25 protein-coding genes and 1 tRNA gene are annotated in these 26,665 nt (G+C 74.1%); 14 read left to right on the top strand and 12 right to left on the bottom strand.

Annotated features, from left to right (window positions below):
• Nucleotides 1-116 precede the first annotated feature (116 nt).
• The 4 genes from LPA27_RS09635 to LPA27_RS09620 all read left to right on the top strand — a co-directional run bounded on the left by LPA27_RS09635 (nucleotide 117) and on the right by LPA27_RS09620 (nucleotide 4,197).
• The gene (locus LPA27_RS09635; RefSeq protein WP_228942285.1) at nucleotides 117-1,142 is read left to right on the top strand and encodes a mechanosensitive ion channel family protein; all 1,026 of its coding nucleotides are present in this window, start codon (nucleotides 117-119) and stop codon (nucleotides 1,140-1,142) included.
• A gap of 34 nt (nucleotides 1,143-1,176) precedes the next feature.
• The gene (locus tag LPA27_RS09630) at nucleotides 1,177-1,548 is read left to right on the top strand and encodes a globin (RefSeq protein WP_156697838.1); all 372 of its coding nucleotides are present in this window, start codon (nucleotides 1,177-1,179) and stop codon (nucleotides 1,546-1,548) included.
• Between the two features lie 748 nt (nucleotides 1,549-2,296).
• Entirely contained in the window at nucleotides 2,297-2,851 is a 555-nt protein-coding gene (locus LPA27_RS09625; RefSeq protein WP_056903599.1) for an RNA polymerase sigma factor, read from the top strand.
• Nucleotides 2,852-3,018: 167 nt separating this feature from the next.
• Entirely contained in the window at nucleotides 3,019-4,197 is a 1,179-nt protein-coding gene (locus LPA27_RS09620) for an NADH:flavin oxidoreductase/NADH oxidase (protein WP_193661385.1), read from the top strand.
• A 14-nt stretch (nucleotides 4,198-4,211) separates the two neighbouring features.
• Here LPA27_RS09620 and LPA27_RS09615 read toward each other — a convergent pair whose 3' ends face one another.
• Both LPA27_RS09615 and LPA27_RS09610 read right to left on the bottom strand, forming a co-directional pair.
• Nucleotides 4,212-5,114, bottom strand: coding sequence for an acyl-CoA thioesterase (locus LPA27_RS09615; protein WP_056863727.1), 903 nt, complete (start codon nucleotides 5,112-5,114; stop codon nucleotides 4,212-4,214).
• Nucleotides 5,115-5,139: 25 nt separating this feature from the next.
• Entirely contained in the window at nucleotides 5,140-5,319 is a 180-nt protein-coding gene (locus LPA27_RS09610; RefSeq protein WP_056863726.1) for a hypothetical protein, read from the bottom strand.
• A 138-nt stretch (nucleotides 5,320-5,457) separates the two neighbouring features.
• Between LPA27_RS09610 and LPA27_RS09605 the strand changes: the two genes are divergently transcribed.
• From LPA27_RS09605 to LPA27_RS09595, 3 genes are all read left to right on the top strand, one after another.
• On the top strand, nucleotides 5,458-6,048 hold the full coding sequence (locus tag LPA27_RS09605) for a TetR/AcrR family transcriptional regulator (RefSeq protein WP_056863725.1): 591 nt from the start codon (nucleotides 5,458-5,460) through the stop codon (nucleotides 6,046-6,048).
• Between the two features lie 73 nt (nucleotides 6,049-6,121).
• Complete coding sequence (locus tag LPA27_RS09600) at nucleotides 6,122-7,336, top strand: acetyl-CoA C-acetyltransferase (RefSeq protein WP_056903595.1); 1,215 nt, start codon at nucleotides 6,122-6,124, stop codon at nucleotides 7,334-7,336.
• A 92-nt stretch (nucleotides 7,337-7,428) separates the two neighbouring features.
• Entirely contained in the window at nucleotides 7,429-7,947 is a 519-nt protein-coding gene (locus LPA27_RS09595; protein WP_200919018.1) for a MarR family winged helix-turn-helix transcriptional regulator, read from the top strand.
• A 36-nt stretch (nucleotides 7,948-7,983) separates the two neighbouring features.
• On the opposite strand, the gene ettA is transcribed toward LPA27_RS09595, so the two are convergent.
• The 5 genes from ettA to LPA27_RS09570 form a co-directional block, all read right to left on the bottom strand.
• Nucleotides 7,984-9,666, bottom strand: coding sequence for an energy-dependent translational throttle protein EttA (gene ettA, locus LPA27_RS09590; protein WP_056863723.1), 1,683 nt, complete (start codon nucleotides 9,664-9,666; stop codon nucleotides 7,984-7,986).
• Between the two features lie 58 nt (nucleotides 9,667-9,724).
• Complete coding sequence (locus LPA27_RS09585) at nucleotides 9,725-10,147, bottom strand: single-stranded DNA-binding protein (RefSeq protein ID WP_228942284.1); 423 nt, start codon at nucleotides 10,145-10,147, stop codon at nucleotides 9,725-9,727.
• A gap of 142 nt (nucleotides 10,148-10,289) precedes the next feature.
• Nucleotides 10,290-11,930, bottom strand: coding sequence for a GTPase (locus LPA27_RS09580; protein WP_267477200.1), 1,641 nt, complete (start codon nucleotides 11,928-11,930; stop codon nucleotides 10,290-10,292).
• 79 nt (nucleotides 11,931-12,009) lie between these two features.
• A complete protein-coding gene (locus LPA27_RS09575; protein WP_228942283.1) occupies nucleotides 12,010-13,776 on the bottom strand; it encodes a dynamin family protein in 1,767 nt (588 codons plus the stop codon).
• The gene (locus LPA27_RS09570) at nucleotides 13,773-14,894 is read right to left on the bottom strand and encodes a PrsW family intramembrane metalloprotease (protein ID WP_056863721.1); all 1,122 of its coding nucleotides are present in this window, start codon (nucleotides 14,892-14,894) and stop codon (nucleotides 13,773-13,775) included. Before LPA27_RS09570 ends, LPA27_RS09575 begins: the two co-directional genes overlap by 4 nt.
• A gap of 56 nt (nucleotides 14,895-14,950) precedes the next feature.
• On the opposite strand from LPA27_RS09570, the gene LPA27_RS09565 reads away from it, so the two are divergent.
• From LPA27_RS09565 to LPA27_RS09540, 6 genes are all read left to right on the top strand, one after another.
• Nucleotides 14,951-16,387 carry an aminopeptidase P family protein gene (locus LPA27_RS09565; protein ID WP_228942282.1) on the top strand — a complete coding sequence of 479 codons (1,437 nt, stop codon included), beginning with the start codon at nucleotides 14,951-14,953 and terminating at the stop codon, nucleotides 16,385-16,387.
• A gap of 107 nt (nucleotides 16,388-16,494) precedes the next feature.
• Nucleotides 16,495-17,862 carry a hemolysin family protein gene (locus LPA27_RS09560; protein WP_082500316.1) on the top strand — a complete coding sequence of 456 codons (1,368 nt, stop codon included), beginning with the start codon at nucleotides 16,495-16,497 and terminating at the stop codon, nucleotides 17,860-17,862.
• On the top strand, nucleotides 17,859-18,896 hold the full coding sequence (locus tag LPA27_RS09555) for a hemolysin family protein (RefSeq protein ID WP_056863719.1): 1,038 nt from the start codon (nucleotides 17,859-17,861) through the stop codon (nucleotides 18,894-18,896). Before LPA27_RS09560 ends, LPA27_RS09555 begins: the two co-directional genes overlap by 4 nt.
• Before the next feature lie 13 nt (nucleotides 18,897-18,909).
• Nucleotides 18,910-19,971, top strand: coding sequence for a zinc-binding dehydrogenase (locus tag LPA27_RS09550; RefSeq protein WP_228942281.1), 1,062 nt, complete (start codon nucleotides 18,910-18,912; stop codon nucleotides 19,969-19,971).
• A 67-nt stretch (nucleotides 19,972-20,038) separates the two neighbouring features.
• A tRNA-Arg gene (locus LPA27_RS09545) sits at nucleotides 20,039-20,112 on the top strand.
• A gap of 40 nt (nucleotides 20,113-20,152) precedes the next feature.
• Nucleotides 20,153-20,782, top strand: coding sequence for a hypothetical protein (locus LPA27_RS09540; RefSeq protein WP_228942280.1), 630 nt, complete (start codon nucleotides 20,153-20,155; stop codon nucleotides 20,780-20,782).
• Here LPA27_RS09540 and LPA27_RS09535 read toward each other — a convergent pair.
• The 3 genes from LPA27_RS09535 to LPA27_RS09525 form a co-directional block, all read right to left on the bottom strand.
• Nucleotides 20,713-22,422: a SpoIIE family protein phosphatase gene (locus LPA27_RS09535; protein WP_228942279.1), complete on the bottom strand. Its 1,710-nt coding sequence runs from the start codon at nucleotides 22,420-22,422 to the stop codon at nucleotides 20,713-20,715. The genes LPA27_RS09540 and LPA27_RS09535 overlap by 70 nt on opposite strands.
• A gap of 92 nt (nucleotides 22,423-22,514) precedes the next feature.
• Complete coding sequence (locus LPA27_RS09530) at nucleotides 22,515-23,183, bottom strand: helix-turn-helix transcriptional regulator (protein ID WP_056863717.1); 669 nt, start codon at nucleotides 23,181-23,183, stop codon at nucleotides 22,515-22,517.
• A gap of 71 nt (nucleotides 23,184-23,254) precedes the next feature.
• Nucleotides 23,255-23,902 carry a response regulator transcription factor gene (locus tag LPA27_RS09525; protein WP_228942278.1) on the bottom strand — a complete coding sequence of 216 codons (648 nt, stop codon included), beginning with the start codon at nucleotides 23,900-23,902 and terminating at the stop codon, nucleotides 23,255-23,257.
• A gap of 70 nt (nucleotides 23,903-23,972) precedes the next feature.
• Between LPA27_RS09525 and LPA27_RS09520 the strand changes: the two genes are divergently transcribed.
• Nucleotides 23,973-24,791, top strand: coding sequence for a PIG-L deacetylase family protein (locus LPA27_RS09520; RefSeq protein ID WP_228942299.1), 819 nt, complete (start codon nucleotides 23,973-23,975; stop codon nucleotides 24,789-24,791).
• Here the strand turns inward: LPA27_RS09520 and LPA27_RS09515 are convergent.
• Nucleotides 24,764-25,837, bottom strand: a complete 1,074-nt coding sequence (locus LPA27_RS09515; protein WP_056903589.1) for an adenosine deaminase — start codon at nucleotides 25,835-25,837, stop codon at nucleotides 24,764-24,766. The two genes, LPA27_RS09520 and LPA27_RS09515, sit on opposite strands and share 28 nt — an antisense overlap.
• Nucleotides 25,834-26,559 (bottom strand): DsbA family protein, encoded by a 726-nt coding sequence (locus LPA27_RS09510; protein ID WP_056903588.1) that lies wholly within the window; start codon nucleotides 26,557-26,559, stop codon nucleotides 25,834-25,836. The genes LPA27_RS09515 and LPA27_RS09510 overlap by 4 nt, the downstream gene beginning before the upstream one ends.
• Nucleotides 26,560-26,665 lie beyond the last annotated feature (106 nt).

Here is a 26,665-nt window from a genome sequence, read left to right as displayed (position 1 = left end):
CTGGGTCACATCCGCCGGCGGCGCGGGCCGCAGGCACGGCGTACGGGTGGGTGGGGTGGTGACGAGCCCCCTCCGCCGGGTCGAGGACTCCCGGTGACGTGTGTTTACTGGGCGCCATGTTCGCTCTTGCCACGCCCCCCTGCGACGAAGGCCAACAGGTCTGCGACTTCGTGCTCGACCAGACCGACAACGACACCCTGGCCCGGATCTCCGACCTCGTCATCGGCAAGCCCTCGGCCCTGGTCGGCCTCTTCGTCCTCGGCCTGGTGATCCGCTGGCTGGCCCACCGCGCGGTCGACCGGATCGTGCTGCGCGCCGCCGACGGCGTGCTGCCCGACCGGGTCGGGCGCCTCTCGCGCATCCACGGCCGGGGCGGCAAGGCGGGTGGCGCGCCCACCCGCACCGACGTCGCCGCGAGCACGCGCCGGGTGCAGCGGGCCAAGACCATGGGCAGCCTGCTCAAGTCGATCATCACCGGGCTGGTGCTCGCCGTCGTCGGCACCATGATGCTGAGCGAGATCGGCGTCAACATCGCCCCCATCATCGCCAGCGCCGGGATCCTCGGCGTCGCCATCGGCTTCGGCGCCCAGTCGCTGGTCAAGGACTTCCTGTCCGGCATCTTCATGATCTTCGAGGACCAGTACGGCGTGGGCGACGAGGTCGACCTCGGCGAGGCCGTGGGCGTGGTCGAGGCGGTCAGCCTGCGGGTCACGCGACTGCGCGACATCAACGGCACCGTCTGGTACGTCCGCAACGGCGAGATCCTGCGCGTGGGCAACATGAGCCAGAACTGGGCGCGCACGGTGCTCGACATCCAGGTCGGCTACCAGGAGGACCTGGTCAAGGTCCGCCGCGTGCTCGAGGACGTGGCCCACGACGTGTGGGAGGACGAGGACTTCACGGGGCGCGTGATCGAGGAGCCGTCGGTCTGGGGCGTCCAGGACCTCGGGATCGACGGGATCTCGGTGCGGGTCGCGCTCAAGACGGCCCCCGGCGAGCAGTGGGCCATCGCCCGCGAGATGCGCCAGCGGATCAAGGCGCGCTTCGACCACGAGGGCATCGAGATCCCCTTCCCCCAGCGCGTGGTGTGGCACCGCGAGGAGCAGAAGGCGACCGCGGCGGGCCAGCAGGCCCCCGAGTGAGCCGCCCGCCGGCCCGAGGCGCGAGGATGGTCCCGTGACGTTCTACGACGAGATCGGCGGCCTCGAGACGATGCGGCGCATCGTGGCGACGTTCTACGAGGGCGTCGCCGAGGACGAGGTGCTGCGCCCGCTCTACCCCGAGGAGGACCTCGGGCCGGCGGAGGAGCGCTTCCTGCTCTTCCTCGTGCAGTACTGGGGCGGACCGACCACCTACTCCGACACCCGAGGTCACCCGCGCCTGCGCATGCGCCACGCGCCCTTCGCCGTGACCCCCGAGGCCCGCGACCACTGGCTGACCCACTTCCGCGCCGGTCTCGACGCGGTCGACCTCACCCCGGAGCAGGACGCGCAGTTCTGGGAGTACGTCACCCACGCCGCCCAGTTCATGGTCAACACCTTGGAGTGAAGTCCCCCGCGGGAGCGCACGACGATCTAGGTTCGGGGACCGCACCGTGTAACGCCGCCCCGCCGCCGTGACAGGTAGGGGGTGCCGGCACAGCACCCAGCCCGAGCCGAGGAGGCGAGATGGACCGACGCGACCTGCGGGTCCCGGCGCCCGACCTCGAGCCCGAGGACTGGTTCGTGGAGCAGCTGGCCCTCCTCGCCCGGGAGAGCGGGGCGACGGGCACGAGCGACCTGCCGCGCAGCGGCTGGCGGGTCGCGGTCGTGACCGCCCTGGCGGCCGCGGTGCTCACCGCGACCGCCTGGCTCGCCGGCGCGCTCCCGGGTGGCTCACCCCTCGGCGAGCCGGAGCCCGGCCCGTCCCCGTCGCCGAGCGCCCCGGGCACGCCCGGCACCACACCGTCCCCGTCGCCGACCACCGGCGGGGCGACGCGCCCAGGTGGTCCCCCTGGACCTGGGAGCGGGAGCAGCCCGGCGCCGCCGTCGCAGTCTCAGGACGACGGCGCCGGGTCGCCGCGGCCGTCGGGGTCGACGTCGCCGGGCGGGTCCCCCGGCACGTCACCGCCCGGCTCGTCGGTGCCGACGCCCAGCGACCTCCCCACGCCCTCCGACATCGCTCCCGGAGCCGGGAGCCGCCCGCCGGGCGGGAAGACGACCGGGAAGCCGTCGGTCGGCGCCTCCGCCAGCGCCTCGGTCAGCGCCTCCGTCCGAGGCCCCCTGCGGACCTCCGTCGGCGACGCGGGGCCGCTCGGGTGACGACCCCCACCGACGACCTCGTCCGGCGTGCCCGCACGGGCGACGCCGAGGCCTGGCGTGCCCTCTACCGCGCCCACGCCGGGCGTCTCGTGGTGTGGCTCGGCACCCGCCCCACCGGCGACGCCGCCGTCAGCGCCGACGACGTCGCGGCGGAGGCCTGGCTGGTGGCCGCGCGCCGGATCGCGGAGTTCGACGGTGACGACGAGGAGTTCGCGGGATGGCTCTTCGGCATCGCACGCCGGGTCGGGCTGAACCTGCACCGGCGCAGCGCCCGCCGCGGCACCACCCCCACCGAGGCCCCGCCCGAGACGAGCCACCACGAGGGTCCCGAGGAGTCGCGCGTGGCGATCGACTGGGCGCGGCAGGTGCTCCAGCGGCTGCCGCCGCGCGAGCGCGACGTCGTGGCCTGCACCGAGGTCGTCGGGCTCGACGTCGCCACCACGGCCCAGGCCCTCGGCATCAGCGCCGTCGCGGTGCGGGTGGCCCGCCACCGCGGGCTGCGCCGGCTGCGCGACCAGCCCGACCTCGCGGGCGTCCGCCCGCGCCCCTGACCCACCCGTCGCCCCGGGCGCGACCCCGGCCGGGGCTGTGTCGGTGAGGCCGTGAGGCCGTGAGGCCGTGAGGGAAACGTGACGGGGGCCGGCCACGGGCGAAACACCCGGGCGGCGGCACGGGTGGTCGACTGCAGGTCCACCGACCGCCGGACCGAGGGGCACCCATGGCCGACCTGTTCTCGCCGTACGCACTGAAGGGCGTGACGCTGCGCAACCGCATCGTGATGTCGCCGATGACGATGTACAACTCCGTCGACGGCCGCATGGACGACTACCACACGATGTACCTCGGCGCCCGGGCCGCCGGGGGCTTCGGGCTGGTCTTCCCCGAGCAGGTCGCCATCACCCCCGACGGCCGCACCACGACGTCGTGCGCGGGCCTGTGGAGCGACGAGCAGGTCGAGGGGCACGCACGGGTCACCGCGATGATCCGCCGGATGGGGGCGGTGCCCGGGATCCAGCTGGGCCACACCGGACGCAAGGGCAGCGAGCTGCCGCCCCACAAGGGCGTCAACGAGCAGGGCTCGTGGAAGGCGCTGCCGCCCGACCACCCCGACGGCTGGACCTGCGTGGCCCCCGACGCGATCCCCTACGGCGGCGACCACTCCTACCCCGTCCACCCGCTCACCGTCGCCGAGATCGCCGACCTGCACCGCAGCTACGCCGACGCCGCGCGGCGCGCCCTCGACGCCGGCTACCAGTGGCTGGAGATGCACTTCGCCCACGGCTACCTGGCCGCGAGCTTCTTCTCCCCGCTGGCCAACCAGCGCACCGACGAGTACGGCGGCAGCGTGCGCAACCGGGCGCGCTTCCTGCTCGAGGCCCTCGACGCCGTCCGCGAGGTCTGGCCCGAGGAGTACCCGCTCACCATGCGGCTGGGGGTCGACGACCTGCACCCCGACGGCATCCGGCTCGAGGACTCCATCGAGGCGATCGGCTGGATGAAGGAGCACGGGCTCGACCTGGCCGACGTGAGCATCGGCTTCAACACCGACGACATGGTCGAGCCCCCGCTCGGCGACAGGGGCTTCATGCTCGAGCGGGCCGCCCGCATCAAGCGCGAGGTGGACATCCCCGTCGCCACGAGCTGGAACCTCGGCGTGCCGCAGAACGCCGCGGCCGCCATCGCCAGCGGGGCCATCGACCTGGCCTTCCTGGGCCGGCCCGCCCTGTCGAACCCGCACTGGCCGGTCTGGGCCGCGCGGGAGCTGGGCCACGAGGACCCCTTCGGCCTGGTGCCGGCGGACTGGGCGTGGTGGCTGCGCAACTTCCGCGGCCACGACGCGAGCATCGGCCTCCCCGCCCCCTCGGCACCGGCGCCCGACCTCCGGGCGGCCGGCTGAGGGCCCGGGCGGACTCAGCCGTTCTGTCGCGCGGTCCAGGAGCCGTCGAGGGCGGCGAGCAACGGCGCTCGCACCTCCTCGCTCGGCTGCACGGAGCGACCCGTGGCGGTGTCGAAGAAGACCAGCACGACGCGGGCCCGGGCCAGCACGGTGTCGCCGTCGCGGATCTCGCTCTCCACCACCGACGAGCTGCGTCCCACGTGGGAGAACCAGCTCCACACGTCGTAGGGCTCGGGGCGGAAGAGGATCGGCACGCGGTAGTCGACGTCGATCTGCGCGACGACCAGGCTGGCGCGCGAGTCCTCCCCCGGCGCGGCGCCCCACAACCGGGCCAGCATGGCGATGCGCGACTCCTGGAGGTACTCGAAGTACTTCACGTTGTTGACGTGGCCGTAGACGTCGACGTCGCTGAAGCGCACCTGGAGCGGGAAGTGCCCCAGGTCCTCCTCGCGCGCCGGGGTGCGGGCCGGCCGCTCGACGGCGTCGCCCTCCTCCCGGAAGCCGGCCAGCACCTCGCGCTCGGCGGCGGTGAGACGGCGGGGTCGCTCCTCGGAGAAGACGAACGGCGTCAGCACGGTCGTGGCGCGCACGTAGACGCGGCGCCCCTCGGGCGTCTCGTCGAAGACCTCGTAGGCCATCGTGAAGGTGGCCGCGCGGACCTCGGTGACCCAGCACTCGATGCGCACGGGGGTGAAGCGGAAGGTGAGCGGCTCGACGTAGGTGACCCGGTGGCGCACCACCACGAGTCCCTCCACGAGGCCCGCGGTCGCGTCGGCGCCGTCCTCCCGCGCGGGGCGGTGGGTCCGGAGCATGTCGACCCGGGCCTCCTGGAGGTAGTCGACGTAGACCACGTTGTTGACGTGGCCCAGCAGGTCCAGGTCGGCCCAGCGCAGCTGGCACTCGTAGAGGTGACGCACGAGGCGACTCTGCCAGACGCGGCGCTCAGTGGCTGAGCACGAGCCCGCCGTAGTACTCGCGCAGGCCCAGGTGGCGGGCGACCCGCACGTGGCGGTGGCGCAGGACGGTGTGGCCGAGGACGCCCACGGCGAGCAGGCCGCCGAGGACGCCGACGGCGACCACGGCCCACAGGACGGCGACGGCGGCGGGGCTGAGCAGTTCCATGAGGACTCCTTCTACAGGTGTAGAACTTCTACTGATGTAGAAGGTACGCCGCAGCCCCGTGGCCCGCAACGGCGCCGGGTAGTGTCGCCGCTCACCCGCCACACCCACCCGCCGCAACCACCCGCCGCAGGAGCCGCCATGCCCGACCCGACCCCGCGGCGTCGGCAGCTGGCGGAGGCCGCGACCGCCGTGGTCGCCCGCGAGGGCCTGCGCGGCCTGACCCACCGGGCGGTGGACCGGGAGGCCGGGATCGCCGAGGGCAGCTGCTCGGCCTACCTGCGCACCAGCAGGGCCCTGCGGGACGCCCTCACCGAGCACGTCGCCGGCAGCATGGCCGCCGACGTCGAGGACCTCGCGGCGCAGGTGGCCGCGCTGCCCCCGCGCACCGAGGGCGCACCACCCGGACCGGCGCTCGACCTGGCGATGGCCCTGATGCAGCGCTGGGTCGACCGGCGCGACCTCGTGGTCGTCAGCCTCGAGCTGTCCACCGCCGCCACCCGCGACCCCGCGATCGCCGAGCAGCTCGCGCCCTGGCGCGCCCGCCTCGTCGACGTGGTCGACGCCATCCTGGCCGCGGCGGGCCGCCCCCACAGCACCGAGCGGGCCGACGCGCTGGTCGCGGCCTACGACGGGATCCTCGCCGCCGCCCTCCTGCGCCCCGACGACGAGCGTCGCGCCTGGCTGGCCCGCACCCTCACGCTGGTCACCGACGCGCTCACCTGCGCCTGAGCGCTGGACGAGGGGACTAGGGTGGATCCGGCAGCATTACCCGCCAGTAACCCACACCAGACCGGAGTCCCGCATGCCCGAGGCCGTCATCGTTTCCGTCGCCCGCAGCCCCATCGGGCGCGCCAACAAGGGCTCGCTCAAGGACTTCCGTCCTGACGACCTCAGCGCCCTGATCGTCAAGACCGCGCTGGACAAGATCGAGGGGCTCGACCCCAACACCGTCGACGACCTCTACCTCGGCTGCGGCCTGCCCGGCGGCGAGTCGGGCAACAACATGGGCCGCGTCGTCAACGTGCTCAACGGCATGGACGCCGTGCCCGGCGCCACCGTCACCCGCTACTGCGCCTCCTCGGTGCAGACCACCCGGATGGCCTTCCACGCCATCAAGGCCGGCGAGGGCGACATCTTCGTCTCCGCCGGCGTGGAGACCGTCTCCCGCTTCGCCAAGGGCACCTCCGACCACATCCCCCACACCGTCAACCCGCGCTTCGACGACGCGCAGTCGCGCACCGCGAAGACCGCCGAGGGCGGCGTGGACTGGCACGACCCGCGCGAGGACGGCCTGCTCCCCGACGCCTACATCGCGATGGGCCAGACCGCCGAGAACGTCGCCCGCCTGCGCGGCCTGTCGCGCCAGGAGCTCGACGAGTTCGGCGTGCGCTCGCAGAACCTCGCCGAGAAGGCGATCGACAACGGCTTCTGGGCCCGCGAGATCACTCCCGTCACGACCCCCGACGGCACCGTGGTCAGCACCGACGACGGCCCCCGCGCCGGCGTCACCTACGACGCGATCAAGGACCTCAAGCCGGTCTTCCGCCCCGACGGCGTGGTCACCGCCGGCAACTGCTGCGCGCTCAACGACGGCGCCGCCGCGGTCGTCATCATGTCCGACACCAAGGCCGCCGAGCTCGGCCTCACCCCGCTCGCACGCATCGTCTCCACCGGCGTGAGCGGCCTGTCGCCCGAGATCATGGGCCTCGGCCCCGTCGAGGCCACCCGCAACGCCCTGAAGTACGCCGGCATGAGCATCGGCGACATCGACCTCGTCGAGATCAACGAGGCCTTCGCCGCCCAGGTCGTGCCGTCCTACCAGGACCTGGGCATCGACATCGACCGCCTCAACGTCAACGGCGGCGCCATCGCCGTCGGCCACCCCTTCGGCATGACCGGGGCCCGGCTGCAGAACACGATGATCAACAGCCTCGACTGGCACGACAAGACCACCGGCCTCATCACGATGTGCGTCGGCGGCGGCCAGGGCATGGCCCTGATCCTCGAGCGCGTCTGACCCGCCCCGGTCCGCGGCACCCGGCCGGCTCGTGCGTCACGAGTCGGTCTCGGGTGCCGCGGCCGCGGTGCGGCTCTCCTAGACTCCGTCGAATGACGACCGAGCACCGCACCGCGCCCGACAGCGATCCCGTGACGGCCGAGCCGCGCTGGCTCGACCAGTCGCAGCAGCGCTCGTGGCGCGCCCTCCTCGTCGGCCACACGCTGCTCATGGCGCGGCTCGACGACGACCTGCGACGCGGCTTCGACCTGTCGCTGACCGAGTACGAGATCCTGGTGCGGCTCTCCGAGCGCGACGGACGCCTGCGCATGGCCCAGCTCGCCGACGCCATGGCCCACAGCCGCAGCCGGGTCACCCACACCGTCGCCCGGATGGAGCGCGCCGGGCTCGTCGAGCGGGTGTCCTCGCCCGAGGACGGCCGCGGCATCCTCGCCTCGCTCACCGAGCGGGGCCTCGACGTCCTGCGCCAGGCGGCCCCGATGCACGTCGCGGGCGTGCGCGAGCACCTGGTCGACCTCGCCGACGCCGACGACCTCGCCGCCGTCGGGCGGGTCATGAACGTCGTCGCCGACCACCTGGTCGCCGGGCACCCGGAGATGGACATCCGCTGAGCCCGGCGACCCGGTGGGTCGCTCGTCGGTGGCGCGTCAGTCGCGCGTGAGGCGGCGGTGGGTGACCCGGTGGGGCCGGGCCGCCTCGGCTCCGAGACGCTCGATCTTGTTCTCCTCGTAGGCCGCGAAGTTGCCCTCGAACCAGAACCACTTCGCGCTGTCCTCGTCGTCGCCCTCCCAGGCGAGGATGTGGGTGGCGATGCGGTCGAGGAACCACCGGTCGTGCGAGGTGACCACGGCGCAGCCGGGGAAGTCGAGCAGGGCGTCCTCGAGCGAGGACAGGGTCTCCACGTCGAGGTCGTTGGTGGGCTCGTCGAGCAGCAGCAGGTTGCCGCCCATCTTCAGCGTCAGCGCGAGGTTGAGCCGGTTGCGCTCCCCGCCGGAGAGCACGCCGGCCTTCTTCTGCTGGTCGGGGCCCTTGAAGCCGAACGACGCGACGTAGGCGCGCGAGTTCATCTCGAAATTGGCGACCTTGACGAAGTCGAGGCCGTCGGAGACGACCTCCCAGACGTTCTTGTTCGGGTCGATGCCGCCGCGGCTCTGGTCGACGTAGGACAGCTTGACCGTGGTGCCGACCTTGAGGGCGCCCTCGTCGGGCTCCTCGCCGCCGGTGATCATGCGGAACAGCGTCGTCTTGCCCACGCCGTTGGGGCCGATGACGCCGACGATGCCCGCGCGCGGCAGCGAGAAGGAGAGGTCGTGCATGAGGGTGCGCCCCTCGAAGCCCTTGGTGAGGTGGTCGGCCTCCAGGACGATGTCACCCAGCCGCGGACCGGCGGGGATGTTGATCTCGGAGGTGTCGATCTTGCGCATCCGGTCGGCCTCGGCCGCCATCTCCTCGTAGCGCGCGAGACGGGAGCGGCTCTTGGTCTGGCGGGCCTTAGCGTTGGAGCGGACCCACTCCAGCTCCTTCTCCAGCATCTTGGCGCGCTTGGCGTCCTTCTGCCCCTCGATCTTGAGACGTTCCTTCTTGGTCTCGAGGTACTTGGAGTAGTTGCCCTCGTAGCCGTGGGCCTGGCCGCGGTCGAGCTCGAGGATCCACTCGGCGACGTTGTCGAGGAAGTACCGGTCGTGGGTGATGGCCAGGACGGCGCCGGGGTAGTCCTTGAGGTGTCCCTCCAGCCACTGCACCGACTCGGCGTCGAGGTGGTTGGTGGGCTCGTCGAGCAGCAGCAGCGAGGGCTGCTGGAGCAGCAGCTTGCACAGCGCCACCCGGCGGCGCTCGCCGCCGGAGAGGTTGTCGACGATGGCGTCCGGCGGCGGGCACCGCAGGGCGTCCATGGCCTGCTCGAGCCGGCTGTCGAGGTCCCACACGTTGGCCGCGTCGAGCTCGGTCTGCAGGTCGCCCGCCTCGGTGGCGACCTTGTCCTGGTCGGCGTCGGGGTCGCCCATCATCATGTAGAGCTCGTCGAGCCGGGCCATCTTGGCCTTGGTCTCGGCCACCGCCTCCTCGACGTTCTCCAGCACCGTCTTGCCCTCGCTCAGCGGCGGCTCCTGCTGGAGCATGCCGACCGTGGCCTGCGGGTCGAGGATCGCGTCGCCGTTGTTGGGCTGGTCGAGACCGGCCATGATCTTGAGCAGCGACGACTTTCCCGTGCCGTTGGGCCCCACGACGCCGATCTTGGCGCCGTGGAGGAAGGAGAGGGTGACGTTCTCGAGGACGACCTTGTCGCCGTGGGCCTTGCGCACGTTGCGCAGGGTGAAGACATATTCCGCCATGGTCCCCGAGCCTACGGGGTTGCCCGGGCGTCCGGGCACCCCGGGCCCCGCCGGCGGCTCAGGCCGCCACGCCGTCGCCGGCCGCGGCCTCCTCGGCCCCGGCGGCGCTCGAGGCCGGACGGGGCGTGCGGGCGAAGCTGCTCGTGCCACGGGTCAGGTCGTGGCCGACGAGCACGGCGTCGACCTCCATCGAGGTGACCTCGGCGCCCGCGGAGTTGACCCACGACGACGTGGTGAGACGCCCGTGCACCACGACCGGGTCGCCGCGGCGCACCGAGGTCGCGACGTTGTCGGCCAGGCCCCACCAGGCGTTGACCGAGTACCACACCGTCGGCCCGTCGCCCCACTCCCCCGACCGGCGGTTGAAGCGGCGCGGGGTCACGGCGAGCCGGAAGCCGGCCACCGGCGCCTCACCGGCGTGGCGCAGGGTCACCTCGCCCCCGACCCAGCCCTGCAGGGTCAGCATGGTCTCGTTCAGCACGGGAGTCTCCTCGTCCCTCGGTGGCCGCCGCCTCGGGGCGGCCCGTGGGGACAAGCGAACGCCGCGGCGCCGACCTCCGCAGCGCCTCGGGCCGGGCCTGGGGACGGACGGACCCTCACGCGCCCGTGTGGACGACTCGTGGTCAGCGCTGGGCCGCGTCGAGCCCGTGGCGCAGCCGGGTGTAGGCCGCGAGCTCGGCCTCGACCGGGCGCACCACCAGCTCGGTGGAGACCCCCGAGACCGCCTCGCGCAGCCGCCGGTCGGCGGCCTCCGCGCGACTGCGGGCCGTGCCGGCGACCAGGCCGCGGCAGCCCAGGGCGAGCAGCACGCCCAGGGCCACGCCACCGATGAGGAGCACGAGGGGCAGCGCGATGCCGGCGACGGCCACGGTGTCGGGCAGCGAGCCCGACAGCCCGGCGGCCACGCTCCACACGAGTCCGACGCCCGCGGCGAGGAGCAGGAGCCACTGGAGGGCCCGCACCGCCCCGGCCCATGCGGGCATCCGGGCGGCGTCGAGGTCGACGGAGCCGACCGCGGCGTCGAGACGGTCGCCGATCTCCGGCAGCCGGGCCACCGAGGCGCGGCGGATCGACTCCGTCCAGGGCTGCGGGAGCCCGGTCGACACGTCGTCGACCAGGGCGCGCACCTCGTTGTCGACCCGGGCCCGCTGCACGGCGTTCGCCTCGGGCACGGCCCGGCGGCTGCCGCGCAGCGCCGCGGCGTCGGCACCCAGCTCGAGCCCGAGCCGGGCGAGGGGGTCCTTGCGGAAGCGGTGGGTCCAGGAGACGACCGGCCAGCCCGCCGCGGCCGCGGCGCGCAGGCGGGTCGAGCGCTCGACGGCGTCGACCACGGTGGTGACGCCGGCGGCCTCGGCGAGGGCCGACTCCATCGACTCCACGCGCGCCGCGGGCAGGGCGCGCGTGCGACCGCTCCCGCCGGCGGCCTCCAGCCGGGCCGCCGCGGCGCGCACGTCGGCCTCGAGCCGGGTGCGGGTGGCGGCCTTCTCGGAGACCCGCCGACCGATCTCGGCCTTCAGCTCGTCGACCCCCAGGCCCTCGCGGGCACTGATGCCGATCACGGGCACGCCGGGCAGGCCGTCGGCGTCGAGGAGGCGCCGCACGTCGTCGAGCATCGACTGGCGGCGCTCGACCGGCACGCTGTCGATGTGGTTGAGCACGACGACCATCACGCCCTCGTGGGTCGCGAGGGGGGCGAGGTAGCGGTCGTGGATGGCGGCGTCGGCGTACTTCTGCGGGTCGAGGACCCACACCAGCATGTCGGCCAGCTTGACCAGGCGGTCGACCTCGAGGTGGTGCGCGACCTCGGTGGAGTCGTGGTCGGGCAGGTCGAGCAGCACCACGCCGTCGAGGGCGTTGGACTCGCGCCGCGTGTCGAGCATGGAGTCGCGCGTCGTCTGGTGGCGCGGCGGGATGCCGAGCCACGACAGCAGCTCCTCGGCCCCGTCGCTGCCCCACACGCAGGCGGTGGCCCAGGAGGTGGTGGGCCGGCGGACCCCGACGGCGGAGAGCTCCAGCCCGGTCAGGGCGTTGAAGGTGGAGGACTTGCCCGACCCGGTGGCTCCGGCGATGCCGACCACGGTGTGGGTGGCCGAGAGGCGCAGCCGGCCCGCGGCGCGCTCGACGACCTCCTCGGTCTCCCGCACCAGGGCGTCGTCGAGCCTGCCGCGCGCGGCCTCGGCCGCCTCGGCGAGACCCGCGATCCGAGCCCCGATGTCGGTGCCCCGGGTGGCCAGCTTCTTGGCCCCCTCCAGCAAGGACGTCATCTTCTCCCACTCACCCGCACGGTCTCGTCGAACTCCGCCACCACCCTAGGGGGTCGCACCCGCCCGCGTGCGGAGTAGGTCAGGACCGGGGCTGCGCCGAGGAGTAGCGCACGTCGTCGACCCGGCGGGCGGCGACCCGCAGGCCCTCGCCGGCGCCCGGCACGAGCTCGAGCCCGTCGAGCACCGCGACCCAGCGCGCCCGCTCGCCCTCGAGCAGCGTGCGCACGCGCTCCTCGAGACGGCGGCGCGCCCGCTCGGCGAGGCCACGCACGGCCTGCTCCCCGAAGACGGCCTCGAGCAGCTTCTGCCCGAGCACCGCCGAGCCCGAGGCGATGCCGGCCTCGGCCCCCGTCACGCCGCCGGTGCTGGAGAAGACCACGACCATGAGGGCCACCGACAGCCCGTTGACACCGAAGGCCAGGAAGCGTGCCGTCGAGCGCTTGTCGGCGCCCTCGGCCCGCACCATCGCGAGCACCTCGTCCTGCCACTCGCGCACCGACACCTCCGCGCGACGCCGCAGGTCGCGCGAGGCACGGCCCAGGTCGACGTCGGGCCGGTCGAGCAGGCCCTGACCGGCGTTGAGCTGCTTCCAGGCGGTCTCGGCGCGCTCGGCGGCGGCCTCGGCGTGCTCGAGCACGAGCATCTCCAGGCCGGACTCCACCGCCACCGTGACCCGCTCGGCCTGCTGGGGCTTGCCCTTGACGGCGTTGACGACGCGGTCGCGGATCCACCCGACGCGGTTCTCCAGCGAGCGCAGCAGCTCCCCGGTGCCGACGAACTCCTGCCAGCGCGCGAGGATCTCGCCGCGCAGGAGGGTGCCGTCGGCGGTGGCGGTGGTGGCCGCGAGCACCGCGGCGTCGTAGGCGCGGTCGACGTCCTCGCGCAGGGTGCGGGCGGCGGCGAGCTGCTCGGCGGCGGCGTCGGCCACCGGGTGCACGCGGTGCGTGAGCGCCCGGATCGCCCCGTCGAGGGTCTGCTTGACCACCGCGGCCCGGGCCTCGGAGTCGTGGGCCAGCGAGTCGAGCCAGCCGCGGATGTCGGCCACGTGCGCCGGCGGGAGCAGGCCGGCCTCGTCGACCGGGCCCTCGTGCACGATGAACATCGGCGAGTCCTTCAGACCCCGCGAGGCCAGCATCCGGGCCAGGTGGGCCGCGACCGTCTGCACCGCCTCGGGCGGGGTGCGGTCGAGCACGATCGCCACCGCGGTGGCGCGGTCGGCCGCGCCGCGCAGCGAGTCCCACGGCACCTGGTCGGCGTAGCGGGCCGCGGAGGTCACGAAGAGCCACATGTCGGCCGCGGCGAGCAGCTGGGCGGCCAGGGTCCGGTTGCGCTCCTCGACCGAGTCGACGTCGGGCGCGTCGAGGATCGCCAGGCCCGAGGGGATGAGCTCGGAGGGCACCAGCTGCAGCGCGTCGGGGTCGTCGGTGCTGTGGGCGACCCGGGCGAGGTCGGGCAGGAGGCGGTCCTGGCCGAACCACTCGGCGTCGTCGGGGTGGTGCACCAGCACCGGCGAGCGCGTGGTCGGGCGCAGCAGCCCCGGCTGGGTGACGCGGGTGCCGACCAGCGAGTTGACCAGCGTCGACTTGCCGGCGCCGGTCGAGCCGCCGACGACGGTCAGCATCGGCGCGTCGATCGTCATCACCCGCGGGATGACGTAGTCCTCCAGCTGGTCGACCATCTCGCGTCGGGCCGCCCGCTGCGCCTCCACGCCGGGCACCTCCAGGGGCAGCTCGGCGGCCTGGAGGGCACCCCGCAGGCGCACGAGCGCGGTGAGCATCTGGGCGTCGTCGGATCCGCCGCGGCGGGGGCCGCCGGGCGTCGCGCCGGCGTCGGTCGGGGCTGTCATCGGGTCGGAACCACCTGTCCTGGAAAGGCGATGAACGGCCTGACGGCGCCGATGCGGGCGACGTAGTGCTGTCCTCGTGCTGCGAAGTCTGGCGGTGGGGTGCCGCGCAGGAAGCGGTGATGGAGGAAACCGAGCTCGATCGCCGCCTGCTGGTAGTCGCGCATGGCCCGCTCGGCCTGCGCTCCCCCGCGCCGGCGGGCGAAGGCACGGGCCTCGCGCCGGGCCCGCAGGTCGACGACCCACCCGATGTCGGTGGCCGGCACCAGCCCGCGGCTCGCGGCGTCGCCGAGGGCGGCGGCGAGCATGCGCGACTCCCGGCTGCGCGCCCACACGGCGAGGACCAGCAGGCCGACGAGCGCCGGGAGCATGAGCACGACGTAGACCACGACGAACCCGCCGAAGCCGTAGAGCGTCGAGCCGTTCCACAGCCCGTGCGCCACGACCGCCAGCGAGAAGCCGACCACCGGGGCGACCACACGCACGGCGCCGTGGCGCGAGCCGACCGCGAGCCCGACCCCGATGCCGGTGAAGGCGGTGAAGAGCGGGTGGGCGAAGGGGCCGAAGAGGCAGCGCAGCACGAAGGTCGTCGTCAGCGCCTCGGTGCCGCCGGGGCCGGTGCCGTCGGTGCCGTTGTAGGCCGCCGCGAGGTAGAGGATGTTTTCGACGAAGGCGAAGCCGACGCCGACCATGCCGGCGTAGACGATCCCGTCGAGGACGCCGTCGAGCTCCGCGCGGCGCCACCACAGCAGCAGCACGAGGAAGGCGCCCTTGGTCGCCTCCTCGGTCAGCGGAGCCACCACCGCCAGGCTGGCGGCGTCGGTGAACCCGACGACCAGCCCGCCGACGCCCTGCACCAGCAGCGCCGCCGCGGTGGCCACGAAGCCGCCCCACAGCAGGCCCAGGAGCAGCAGGGCCCGCGGCTCGGGCTCGTAGCGGTCGAGCCAGAGGTAGCAGGCCACCAGGGGCACCACGGGCAGGGCCGCCAGCGCGGTGGCCAGCACGAGCGACGAGGGCGCCCCCGACAGGGCGATCACCAGCAGCACGGGGAGCGCGCCGAGCACCACCAGCACGGTGACGAGCACCGTGAAGGCGACACTGTCGCGACGGGCTCCGGGCATGGCCCGCAGCCTATCGGGCAGCCGCTCCGCCCTCCCTCGGCGCGTAGGGTGAGCCCATGAGCGAGGAGACCACCAGCCCCGAGCAGACCGCGAGCGCGACGCCCGCCACGGAGTCGCACGACCCGGCCGTGCCCGAGGCCTACGCCGCCTTCATGCGCACCGGCTGGGGCGACCGCGAGCTCGACCTGCCGCTGCACCCCGTGGCCGCCCTGGCCGCCCAGCGCCGCACGCGGCTGGCCGAGGCCTTCCCGGGCGAGCGGCTGGTGCTCCCGACCGGCGGCTTCAAGGTGCGCTCCAACGACACCGACTACCGCTTCCGGCCCGACACCGCCCACACCTACTTCTCGGGCAACCAGACCAGCGACGCGGTCCTGGTGGTCCACGACGACGAGCACGTGCTCTACGCCCGCCCCCGCTCCTCGCGCGACACCGACGAGTTCTTCCGCGACCGGCAGTACGGCGAGCTGTGGGCCGGTCGTCGTCCCTCGCTGCACGAGATGTCGTCGTCGCTGGGCCTCGAGGTGCGCCACATCGACCGTCTCCAGGGCGACCTGACCCAGGGCACCACCAAGACCCGGGTGCACCGCGGGGTCTCCCCCGCCGTCGACCGGATGCTGGCCGCCGAGGCCGCACTCGAGGACGACCTGGCCCGGGTGGCCTCCGAGCTGCGGCTGGTCAAGGACGACTGGGAGGTCGCCCAGCTGCAGGAGGCGTGCGACATCACCACGCTCGGGTTCGAGGACTCGGTGCGCGAGTGGCCCCGGGTGAGGGAGTACGGCGAGCGCTGGATCGAGGGCACCTTCTTCCGCCGTGCCCGCGCCATGGGCAACGACATCGGCTACGACTCCATCGTCGGCGGCGGCCGCCACGCCACGACGCTGCACTGGATCGAGAACTCCGGGCCGATCACCCCCGGCGAGCTGGTGCTCCTCGACATGGGTGTGGAGGGGGGCAACCTCTACACCGCCGACGTCACCCGCACCCTGCCCGTCGACGGCCGCTTCACCACCGTGCAGCGCGAGCTCTACGACCTCGTCTTCACCGCCCAGCAGGCCGGCATCGACGCGCTGCGCCCGGGAGCGCGCTTCCTGGTGGCCCACGAGGCCGCGATGGACGTGCTGGCCCACGGCCTGGAGGACATGGGCCTGCTGCCGGTGAGCGCCGAGGAGGCGCTCGACCCGCAGAGCAAGGTCTACTCGCGCTGGACCCTCCACGGCACCAGCCACATGCTCGGCATGGACGTCCACGACTGCGGCCGCTCCTCGATCGACGTCTACCCCCGCGGCGACCTGGCCGAGGGCATGGTGCTGACCGTGGAGCCCGGCCTGTACTTCCAGGAGGACGACCTCCTCGTGCCCGAGGAGCTGCGCGGCATCGGCATCCGCATCGAGGACGACATCCTCATCACCGCCGACGGCTCGCGCAACCTCTCCGCCGCGCTGCCGCGCTCCTCGGGCGACGTCGAGGACTGGATGGGCGGCCTCATCGGCTGAGCCGCCGCGGCCCGTTAGGCTGGGCCCACCATGGATGACACACCACGAAGTCCGAACCCTCCTGACGACCATGTCCCGAGCCCTGGGGATGTCAGGAGGTGGAGCGCGTGAACGAGTGGTTCATGCTGGGCATCGGCCTGGTCCTGACCGTGGGGACCGGGCTTTTCGTCGCCTCGGAGTTCGCCCTGGTCAACCTCGACCGGCACGACCTCGAGAAGCGCCAGGCCGGCGGTGAGCAGCGCCTGGGCACCACCATCAAGGCCCTGCGGATCACCTCGACCCACCTGTCGAGCGCGCAGCTGGGCATCACGCTGACGACGCTGCTGACCGGCTACACCTTCGAGCCGGCTGTCAGCTCGCTGCTCGAGGAGCCCCTCGGCGGCCTCGGGGTGCCCGACGCCGCCGTCGTCGGCGTCGGGGCGGTCATCGGCATCCTGCTCGCCACCCTCTTCTCGATGGTGATCGGCGAGCTCGTGCCCAAGAACTTCGCCCTCGCGGTGCCCCTGGCCACCGCGAAGGCCGTCGTGCCCTTCCAGACGGCGTTCACCACCGTGTTCAAGCCGGTGGTCATGCTGCTCAACAACACCGCCAACGGCCTGATCCGCTCCATGGGCGTGGAGCCGCAGGAGGAGCTGAGCGGTGCGCGCAGCGCCGACGAGCTGACCTACCTGATCCGTCACTCCGCCTCGGCCGGTCTGCTCGAGGAGGACGACGCGACGCTGCTCGACCGCAGCCTGCGCTTCACCGAGCGCGACGCCTCCGACGTCATGACCCCGCGCATCCGGATGTCGTCGGTCGAGGCCGGGGCGAGCGCCGCGGAGGTGATCGCGGTGGCCGCGGCCACCGGTCACTCGCGGCTGCCGGTCATCGAGGAGGGCCCCGACGACATCGTCGGCTTCCTGCACGTCAAGGCGGCCTTCGCCGTCGACCTCGAGGCCCGCGGCTCCACCACGGCCGCCGACCTGATGATCGAGCCGCTGCGCGTGCCCGAGACCCTGGGCGCCACCGCACTGCTCGACCAGCTGCGCGGCGGCGGGCTCCAGATCGCCGTCGTCACCGACGAGTACGGCGGCACCGCCGGCATCGTCACCATGGAGGACCTCGTCGAGGAGCTCATCGGCGAGCTCGAGGACGAGCACGACCGCTACCACTCCGCCCTGACGCGGCGCGGCCGCTCGATCACCTTCGACGCCACCTGGCGTCCCGACGAGCTGCTCAGCCGCGCCGGCGTGGCCGTGCCCGAGGGCGAGGACTGGGACACCGTCGCGGGCTTCCTGTCCGCCGAGCTGGGCCGCATCCCCGAGGCCGGCGACGAGGTCGTCGTCGACGGCGGCCTGCTGCGCGTCGAGCGCGCGGAGGAGAACAGGGTGACCCGGGTGCGCTACGTGCCCGACGACCCGGTCCCCGCCGACGCCGCAGCCGGCACCGCAGCCGCCCGCGAGGGCGCCGACCCGATCGCCCAGGAGCACGCATGAGCGAGTACCTCCCCGGCCTGGTCTGGCTGGTCGTCCTGCTGGCGGGCAACGCGTTCTTCGTGGGCGCGGAGTTCGCCGTGATCTCCGCGCGCCGCTCGCAGATCGAGCCGCGCGCCGCGGCCGGCAGCCGTGCCGCCAAGACCACCCTGTGGGCGATGGAGCACGCCACCCTCATGCTGGCCACCAGCCAGCTGGGCATCACCGTGTGCTCGCTGCTCATCCTCAACGTCTCCGAGCCGGCGATCCACCACCTGCTGGAGTACCCCCTCGGCCTCACGCCGCTCACCGCCGACGTCATCAGCGTCGTGGCCTTCGTCATCGCGCTGCTGCTGGTGACCTACCTCCACGTCGTGCTCGGCGAGATGGTGCCCAAGAACCTCGCCTTCTCCGTGCCCGACCGCGCCGCGCTGATCCTCGCCCCGGCGCTGGTCTTCGTCTCCCGCGTGGTGCGGCCGCTGATCTGGACGCTCAACGCCATCGCCAACGGCGTGCTGCGCCTCTTCCGGGTGGAGCCCAAGGACGAGGCCACCAGCACCTTCACCCTCGAGGAGGTCGCCGGCATCGTCGAGCAGTCGCGCCGCGAGGGCACCCTCGACGACGCCCCCGGCCCGCTCACCGGCGCCTTCGAGTTCACCGACAAGCTGGCCGCCGACATCGAGGTGCCGTTGGCCGACCTCGTGCTCCTGCCGCCGTCGGCGACCCCGCTCGACGTGCAGCGTGCAGTCGTCCAGCACGGCTTCAGCCGCTACGTCGTCACCGACGAGTCGGGCGAGCCCGTGGGCTACGTGCACATGAAGGACGTCATGGAGCTGCCGCTGGACGACTTCGAGGTGCCGGTGCCGGCCAAGCGCCTGCGCCGTCTCGTGGCCATCCCCCGCGAGGTGGAGCTCGAGGACGCCCTGTCGCGCATGCGCCAGCACGGCTCGCACGTCGCCAAGTCGGTGGACGCCGACGGCCGCACCCACGGCCTGCTCTTCCTCGAGGACGCCATCGAGGTGCTCGTGGGCGAGATCAACGACATGACCGCGGCCTGAGGCGGGCCGCCCCGTGACCTCGCCGGACGCCCCCTCGATGCGGGCCGCCGTGATCACCCACCACGGCGGCCTCGACGCGATCGAGCTGCGCGAGGTCGACCTGCCGCGACCCGGCCCCGACGACGTGCTGGTCCGGGTCGCGGCGGCCGGGTGCAACAACACCGACCTCTGGACCCGCGAGGGCTCCTACGCCGCCTCGGCCGAGGACCCCGACGCCCGCGGCGGCTGGCTGGGCCCGCTCGACTTCCCGCGCGTGCAGGGCGCCGACGTGACCGGCACGGTCGTCGCGGTCGGCAGCGGCACCGCCCCCGACCTCGTGGGCGCACGGGTCCTGCTCGACCCCGCCCTCTACGCCGACCCGGGCCCCGACGCCGCCGTGGTCGACGTGCTGGGCAGCGAGCGCGACGGGGGCTTCGCCGAGCACGTCGTGGTGCCCGCCGCGTGCGCGCACCGGGTGGACGACTCGCCCCTGTCCGACGTGGAGCTCGCCGCGCTGCCGATCGCCTACGGCACGGCCCTGGGCATGCTTGAGCGGGGCGGGGTCGGCGAGGGTCACACCGTGCTGGTCACCGGCGCCTCCGGCGGGGTCGGGCTCGCGGCGGTGCAGCTGGCCCGCGCCCGCGGCGCGCGCGTCGTCGCGGTGTGCAGCGGCAGCAAGGCCCGGGCCGTCCGCGCCGCCGGAGCCGACGTGGTCGTCGACCGGGGGCGCGGGGAGGTGCTCGCCGACGCCGCGGCCGCCGCCCCCGAGGGCTACGACGCCGCGGTCGACGTGGTCGCCGGGCCCTTCCTCGCCGAGGGCCTCGACCTGCTGCGCCGCGGCGGCCGGTGGGTCGTGGCGGGCTCCCTCGACGGCTGGGCCGTCGGGCTCGACGTACGCCGGCTCTACCTGGCCGACCTGTCCCTGGTCGGCTCGACCATGCACACGCGGCGGGTCTTCGCGGCCCTGGTCGACATCGCCCGGCGCGGCCTGGTGCGACCCGTCGTCGCCGAGACCTTCGCCCTCGAGGACCTGGCCCTCGCGCAGGCCCGGCTGGCCGAGCGCGGCCACGTCGGCAAGATCGTCGTCGTGCCCTGACCCGGTCGCGACCGGGCGGCCGCGCCGGTGCGGCATACTGACGCCCGACCGGCCCGGGCCGGTCCACGCCTCCGTAGCTCAGCTGGATAGAGCAGCGGCCTTCTAATCCGCCGGTCGCAGGTTCGAGTCCTGCCGGGGGCGCCCCGTCCACGGAACCGACCCACCCCTCTCGGAGGCCACGGTGCTGCGCACTCCCCCCGCCGTGCTCGTCCCCGTGCTCGTAACCGTGCTCCTCACCGCGGTGCTCGCCGGCCTCGCGGCGCCCCCGGTCGGCGCGCTGGCGCCGCAGCCCACCGCCGTGTCGCGGCAGGACCCGGTCGGCGACCTCGCCCAGACCGCCGCCGACGACACCGTGCTGCGCCCCAGCGTCGACGTGCGCCGCGCGGGCTTCCGGGCCGCCGAGCAGCCGCGGGCCCTCGTCGGGCGCGTGCGCTTCGAGGACCTGCGCACGCTGGTGCACCCCGGCGGGCGCCGCTACAGGCAGTACCTCAGCGTGCTGGTCTCCGGGGTCGCCCCCTCCGACATCGCCTACGTCATCACCCGCACCCCCTCCGCCGCGGGCCCCAGCGCCACGCTCGTGGCCGGCAACGCCGCCGCCGACTGCAAGGGCGACACCGTCACCGTCGACCTGGCCGCCGACACGATCGGCTTCCGGCTCCCCGTGCGGTGCCTCGCGCGCGCGGCCGACGGGGCCGACGTCGACCAGGTGCGGCTGCGGGTGTGGAGCCGCGGGGTGAGGGCCTACGCCGACGCCGAGGACCCGGTCGGCCCCGACGTCACCCGGCGCACCGCGGCGCTCTCGCTGCCCTGACCGGCCTGCACCCGCACCACCAGCACGACCACGTCGTCCTCGGTGTGGCGCTCCGACCCGGCCACCAACCGGTCGCAGAGGGTCTCCACGTCGAGGTCCTGCTGGCCGTGCAGGAGGTCGGCGAGGCGTCCCAGACCGACGTCGAGCGGCTGGCGTCGGTGCTCGACGAGGCCGTCGGTGCACATGACCAGCGTGTCGCCCGGCGCGAGCAGCACCTCGTGGTCGGCACGCGCGGCGGCCGGGTCGAGGCCGAGCAGCAGGTCGCTGCGGTGGTCCAGCAGCCGCACCCGGCCGTCGGCGCCGAGCAGCAGCGGCGGCGGGTGTCCGGCGTTGGACCAGCGCAGCGAGCGGCCCTGCACGCCGTCGAGGTCGACGGGAGGCCCGAGCCGCGCGACGACGGCGGTCGCGGTGGTGTCGAGGCCGAGCCCCTCGAGCGCCTCGTCGAGCAGCGACAGCACCCGCGACGCCGCGGCCTGGGTGGCGTAGGCGATCCCGCGCAGCAGGTTGCGCGCCTGCCCCATGAGGGCTGCGGCGTCGCGGTCGTGGCCGGCGACGTCGCCGATCGCGACCACCAGGTCGCCGTCGGGCAGCACGAACGCGTCGTACCAGTCCCCGCCGATGCTGGCCTGCTCGCCCGCGGGCTCGTAGCGCACGGCCACCTCCACGCCCGCGGGCTGGGCGGGCGGGGTCAGCAGGCTGTGCTGGAGCACCTCGGAGAGACGGCGCTCGTCGGCCACCGCCCGACGCTCGGCCTCGAGGACGGCGACGGCGTCGAGGGCGCGCTCGACCGCGCGCGCCACGAGGGCCAGGAAGGCGAGGTGGTCGGGGTCGGCGGCCAGCGCCGGGGGGAGGCGTACGACGAGGTGGCCGCCCCGCTCGCTGCGCGCGCCGGTGACCCGCACCGGCAGCCAGGCCAGCACTCCCCCGTCGACCGGCTCCAGCAGCGGACGGTCGCCGTCCCACGGCGCGGAGGGGGCGGCCGGGAGCGCGGGCGCGCCCGCGCCGGCCTCGTCCACGGCCTCCGCGGCGGGGGTCGAGCGCGGCAGCCGCAGCGCGAGCGCAGGCAGGTCGGCGGGGTCGCCGGCGAGCACCTCGGCGGCGCGCTGCGCGACCTGGGTCGCCGAGGCGGAGCCGCTCAGGGCGATGCCGAGCTCGGAGAGCAGGGCCAGGCGCCGCGCGTCGACGACCTGGCGGGTCGTCTCCACCGAGATGTCGACGATCCCCTCGATGACACCGGCCGCGGAGCGGACCGGCGAGTAGGAGAAGGTGAAGTAGCAGTCCTCGAGGTGGCCGTGGCGCACGAGCGGGATGAGGGCGTCGGCGCTCCACGTGGCCTCGCCCCGCGTCGCCTGCTCGAGCAGCGGCGCGATGCCGTCCCACGCCTCCGGGAACACCGTGCGGGTCCGCTCGCCCAGGGCGGCGGGGTGCTTGTCGCCGATGAGGGCGACGTAGGCCTCGTTGTAGAGCAGCACCAGCTCCGGGCCCCAGATCAGCGTGATCGGGAAGCGGCTGCTCCACGCCGTCTCGAGGGCCTGGAGCAGCGTCGGGCTCCACGTGGACGGGTCCCCGACGGGCGAGCGCGACCAGTCGACCGCGCGGTAGGCGTCGGCCAGCGCACCGGCGTGGGCGAAGGGGTCCATCGGCTCAGGCTAGGCAGACGCGCGGGCGTCCCGGCCATCGTCCGGGCGAGGTGGTCTGGACCGGCCTCACCGCCGAGCGCCGGGGCGGCAGGTCAGGAGGCGCGCGTGCCCGTGGGCTGGCGGACCATCTCGGCGTCGCCGAGGCCGTGCTGCAGGCCCCAGGCGACGGCCTGGGTGCGGCGCTCGACGTCGATCTTGCGGTAGGCCCCGCGCACGTAGGTCTTCACCGAGTTGATCGACAGGTAGAGCCTCTTGCCGATCTCGACGTTGGTGTAGCCCTGGGTGATGAGGGCCAGGATCTGCGCCTCGCGCGGGGTGAGGCCGTTGTCGGCGGCACCACCGCGGGCGACGACGGCGGCGTGGGCCGCCCGGTCGACGGTGGGGCGGGGGCCCGGCGGGGGGCCGACGTGGCGGTGGACCGCCTCGATGCCGGCCACGAGCTGGGCGCCGGTGAGCGACTTCGAGAGCCGACCGACGACGGGCCCGGCGGGCGCGCCCTGGGCGCTGTGCTCGCGCCAGGTGTAGACGACCGGGCGCGCGCCCGAGGAGGCGGCGAGCGAGCGGAGCATCGAGTGGCTGCTCTGCGAGAGCCGCACCGGCTCGTAGAGGATGACGTCGACCGACCGCGGCTCCACCAGCGCGTCACCGAGCTCCACCAGCACCACCCGCGAGCGGTAGGGCTCGAGCAGCGCACGCACGCCCGGGAGGACGACGTGGAAGTCGTCGACGAGCGTCGCGACGACGGGTGCGGAGGGACTCACGCCGTCGAATGTATACAGACGCCGTGGCATAAAGCACGACGCCCCTGCGGTCCTCACCCGATCGGGTGAGGTCAGCGGAGCACCCGAGCGTGCTCGGGCGAGAAGCCGTGCTGCATGCCCCACGCCACCGCCTGGGCCCGGCGGGAGACCCCGATCTTGCGGTAGCCGGTGCGGATGTAGGTCTTCACCGAGTTGATGCTGAGGTAGGACCGGTCGGCGATCTCCTGGTTGGACAGGCCCTGGGTGATCAGCGCGATCACCTCGGCCTCGCGCGCCGACAGGCCGTGGTCGCGACCCGGCCACGCGCCGCGGTCGTGCTCGTCGAGGTCCTCGACCTCACCGGGCCGCACCGTCTCCCCGGCGCAGACCCGGGTGATGGCCTCGACGATGTCGCGCGCGTCGGACTGCTTGGACAGGTAGCCCGACGCCCCGCGGGCGATCGTGCGCTCGACGAGGTCGGCCTGCACGTTCCAGCTGAAGACCATGACCTTGGGCGAGCCGTCGGCGACGAGGTCCTCCAGCTCGATCCCGTCGCCCTGCACCTGGCCGAAGGTGTCGTAGAGCACCACGTCGACGTCGCCGACCACGCCGACGCCGATGTCGAGCTCCACCACGTCGACGCGCGAGCGGTACGGCGCGAGCAGCGCGGCGACGCCGGCGACCACGATCTCGTAGTCGTTGACGACCGCGACGCGCACGGGGCCGGCCGGGTTGCTCATGGCACGACAGTATTCACCCGGCGGGAGGAAGTGCCCACGGGCCGCCGGAATCTAGGTTCTGCCGGTGACGATGACGTCGGATCGGGACGGGGAGCGCGCGCACCCGTCGAGCGCCGGCCACCGTGCCGGCGACGCCCCGGCCACGTCGTCGGTCGCCGACTGGGAGGCCCACCCCCGCTACGGCGCCGTGCCGCTGCTGCGGCTGAGCCACGGCGAGCGGGCCTGCACCCGGCTGGTCGTCGTCAGCGCCCATCCCGACGACGAGAGCCTCGGTGCCGCGGGCCTCATGGCCACGGCCCACCGCCAGGGCGTCCCCGTCTACGTCGTGCTGCTCACCGCCGGCGAGGCCAGCCACCGCCCCTCCCAGCTGATGACGCGCCACGCGCTGGCGACCACCCGGCTGGCCGAGATGGAGAACGCCCTGGCCCGTCTCGCGCCCGAGGCCCCCCTGGTGTTCCTCGGCGCCGCCGACGGCGAGGTCGCCGCCCAGGAGCAGGCCGTCGCTGCGAGCCTCGCCGGCCTGGTGGGCGACGGGTCCAGCACCCTGCTGGCCGCGCCGTGGCGCCACGACGGGCACCCCGACCACGAGGCCGCCGGGCGTGCCGCGGCGGTGGCGGCGCAGCGCAGCGGTGCGCGGCTGCTGGAGTACCCCGTGTCGCTGTGGCCGACCCGCGGCCCCGAGGACGCGCCCTGGGAGCAGATGGTGCGCCTCGACCTCGACCCCGACCTCGTCGCGACGAAGGCCCGGGCGCTGCAGAGCCACGTCAGCCAGCTCTCGACCCTGCCCGAGCGGGTCCTGGCCCACTTCCGCGGGCCGGTCGAGCACTACGTCGAGACGCCGGTCGAGGTGCCGGTCGAGGGTCAGGCCGAGGACGCTGGTCCGGCGTAGGCGTCGATCTCGGCGAGCACGCGCGCCCGGGTGGCGTCGTCGGCGAACGACGCGCGCACGCCGGCGCGGGCGAGGTCCTTGACCCCGGCCTCGTCGAGGTCGAGCAGGTCGGCGGCGATCTCGTACTCGCGGTTGAGCGTCGTGCCGAACATCGGCGGGTCGTCGGAGTTGATCGTCACCACCACCCCGGCGTCGCGGAAGGCGCGCAGCGGGTGGTCGGCCAGGGTGGCGACGGCGCGGGTGGCGACGTTCGACGACGGGCAGACCTCCAGCGGCACCCCGGTCTCGGCCAGGTGGGCCAGCAGGGCGGGGTCCTGCGCCGCGGAGGTGCCGTGGCCGATGCGCTCGGCCCCCAGCAGGCGCAGCGCGTCCCAGACCGTCTGCGGCCCGGTGGTCTCGCCGGCGTGGGGCACGCTGTGGAGGCCCGCGGCGCGCGCGGCGGCGAAGTGGGGCTCGAACTGCGGGCGCGGCACGCCGATCTCCGGGCCGCCGAGCCCGAAGCCGACCAGCCCGTCGGTGGGGTGGCGCAGCGCGAGGTCCAGGGTCAGGTCGGCCGCGGGCAGGCCGGCCTCGCCGGGGATGTCGTAGATCCAGCGGAGCACGATCCCGAAGTCGCGCTCGGCGGCGACGCGGGCGTCCTCGATGGCCTCGTTGAAGGCCCCGATCGCGACGTGGGGCTCGCCCCGCAGCGCCTGCACCGAGGTGTAGGGGGTGCAGGTCAGCTCGGCGTAGCGCAGGGACTGCGTGGTGGCCATCTCGCGCGCGATCTCGTAGGTGAGGAAGCGGATGTCCTCGGGGGTGCGCACGAGGTCGACCACCGCGAGGTAGACCTCGATGAAGTGGGCGAAGTCGCGGAAGGCGAAGAAGTCGCGCAGCGCGTCGGGGTCGCTCGGCACGGTGCCGGGGTGGCGCTCGGCCAGCTCGCTGACGATGGCGGGGCTGGCCGAGCCGACGTGGTGCACGTGCAGCTCGGCCTTGGGCAGCCCGGCGACGAAGGCGCGCAGGTCGGGACGGGGGCCGAGCCCCGTCGTGGAGGAGTCGCTCACCCCACGGTCTCGTTGATCTGGTCGAGGATCTGCTCGGGGTCGCCGGAGATCTGCTCACCGTCGAGGAGCACCGTCGGGGTGCCCTGCACGCCGGCGTCCTGGGCGGCGGTGGTGGCGGCCTCGACCCAGTCGACCATCGACTCGCCGAGGATGCCGTCGCTGACCGCCGACTCCTCGGCGCCCGCCTCGACGGCCAGGTCGAGCAGCGCCTGGTTGTCGGGGAAGGGGCCCTCCTCGGAGGGCTGGTTGGCGTAGAGCAGGTCGTGGAACTCCTTGGCGGTCTCCGGGCCGCTCTCCTCGAGCACGACGGCGAAGGCGCTGGTGGCGCGCTCGGAGTAGTCGCCGATCCGGCTCAGCAGGTTGAAGGGGCGGTACTCCACCAGCACCGACCCGTCGTCGGCGAGCTGCTGGAGCTCCTCGCCGGTGCCGGCCTCGAGCTGGCCGCAGAAGGGGCAGAGGAAGTCCTCGTAGATGACGACCTGGTGAGGGGCGTCCTGCTCGCCGATGGTGACGCCGTACTCGCTCTGGCCGGCCGGGGAGGCGGTGACCTCTCCCCCGCCCCGCAGGCTCTGGACCCCGAAGGCGATCCCGACCACGACGACGAGCGCGAACACGACCAGCGTGATGCTGCGGATCGTGCGGCGGCGCTCCGCGCGCTTCTGGTCCTCGAGGGCGGCGGCGGCGCGCTGCGAGCGCTCCTGCTGACTGGGCTTCTTGGCCATGGGGTTTCCTCGGCGGTGCGGGTCGACGGCTGGCGTCCAGAACTCTAGGGGCCCGACCTGAGCCGTCGCTGAGTCGGGCCGAGCGCCTCGGCGCGTAGGGTGCGCG

It is taken from the genome of Nocardioides sp. Leaf374 (genome assembly GCF_916862475.1).
In the GTDB taxonomy this organism is placed as follows: domain Bacteria; phylum Actinomycetota; class Actinomycetes; order Propionibacteriales; family Nocardioidaceae; genus Nocardioides; species Nocardioides kribbensis.
Note: the sequence above shows the minus strand (reverse complement) of the source record. Positions and strands in the feature narration are given on the sequence as shown.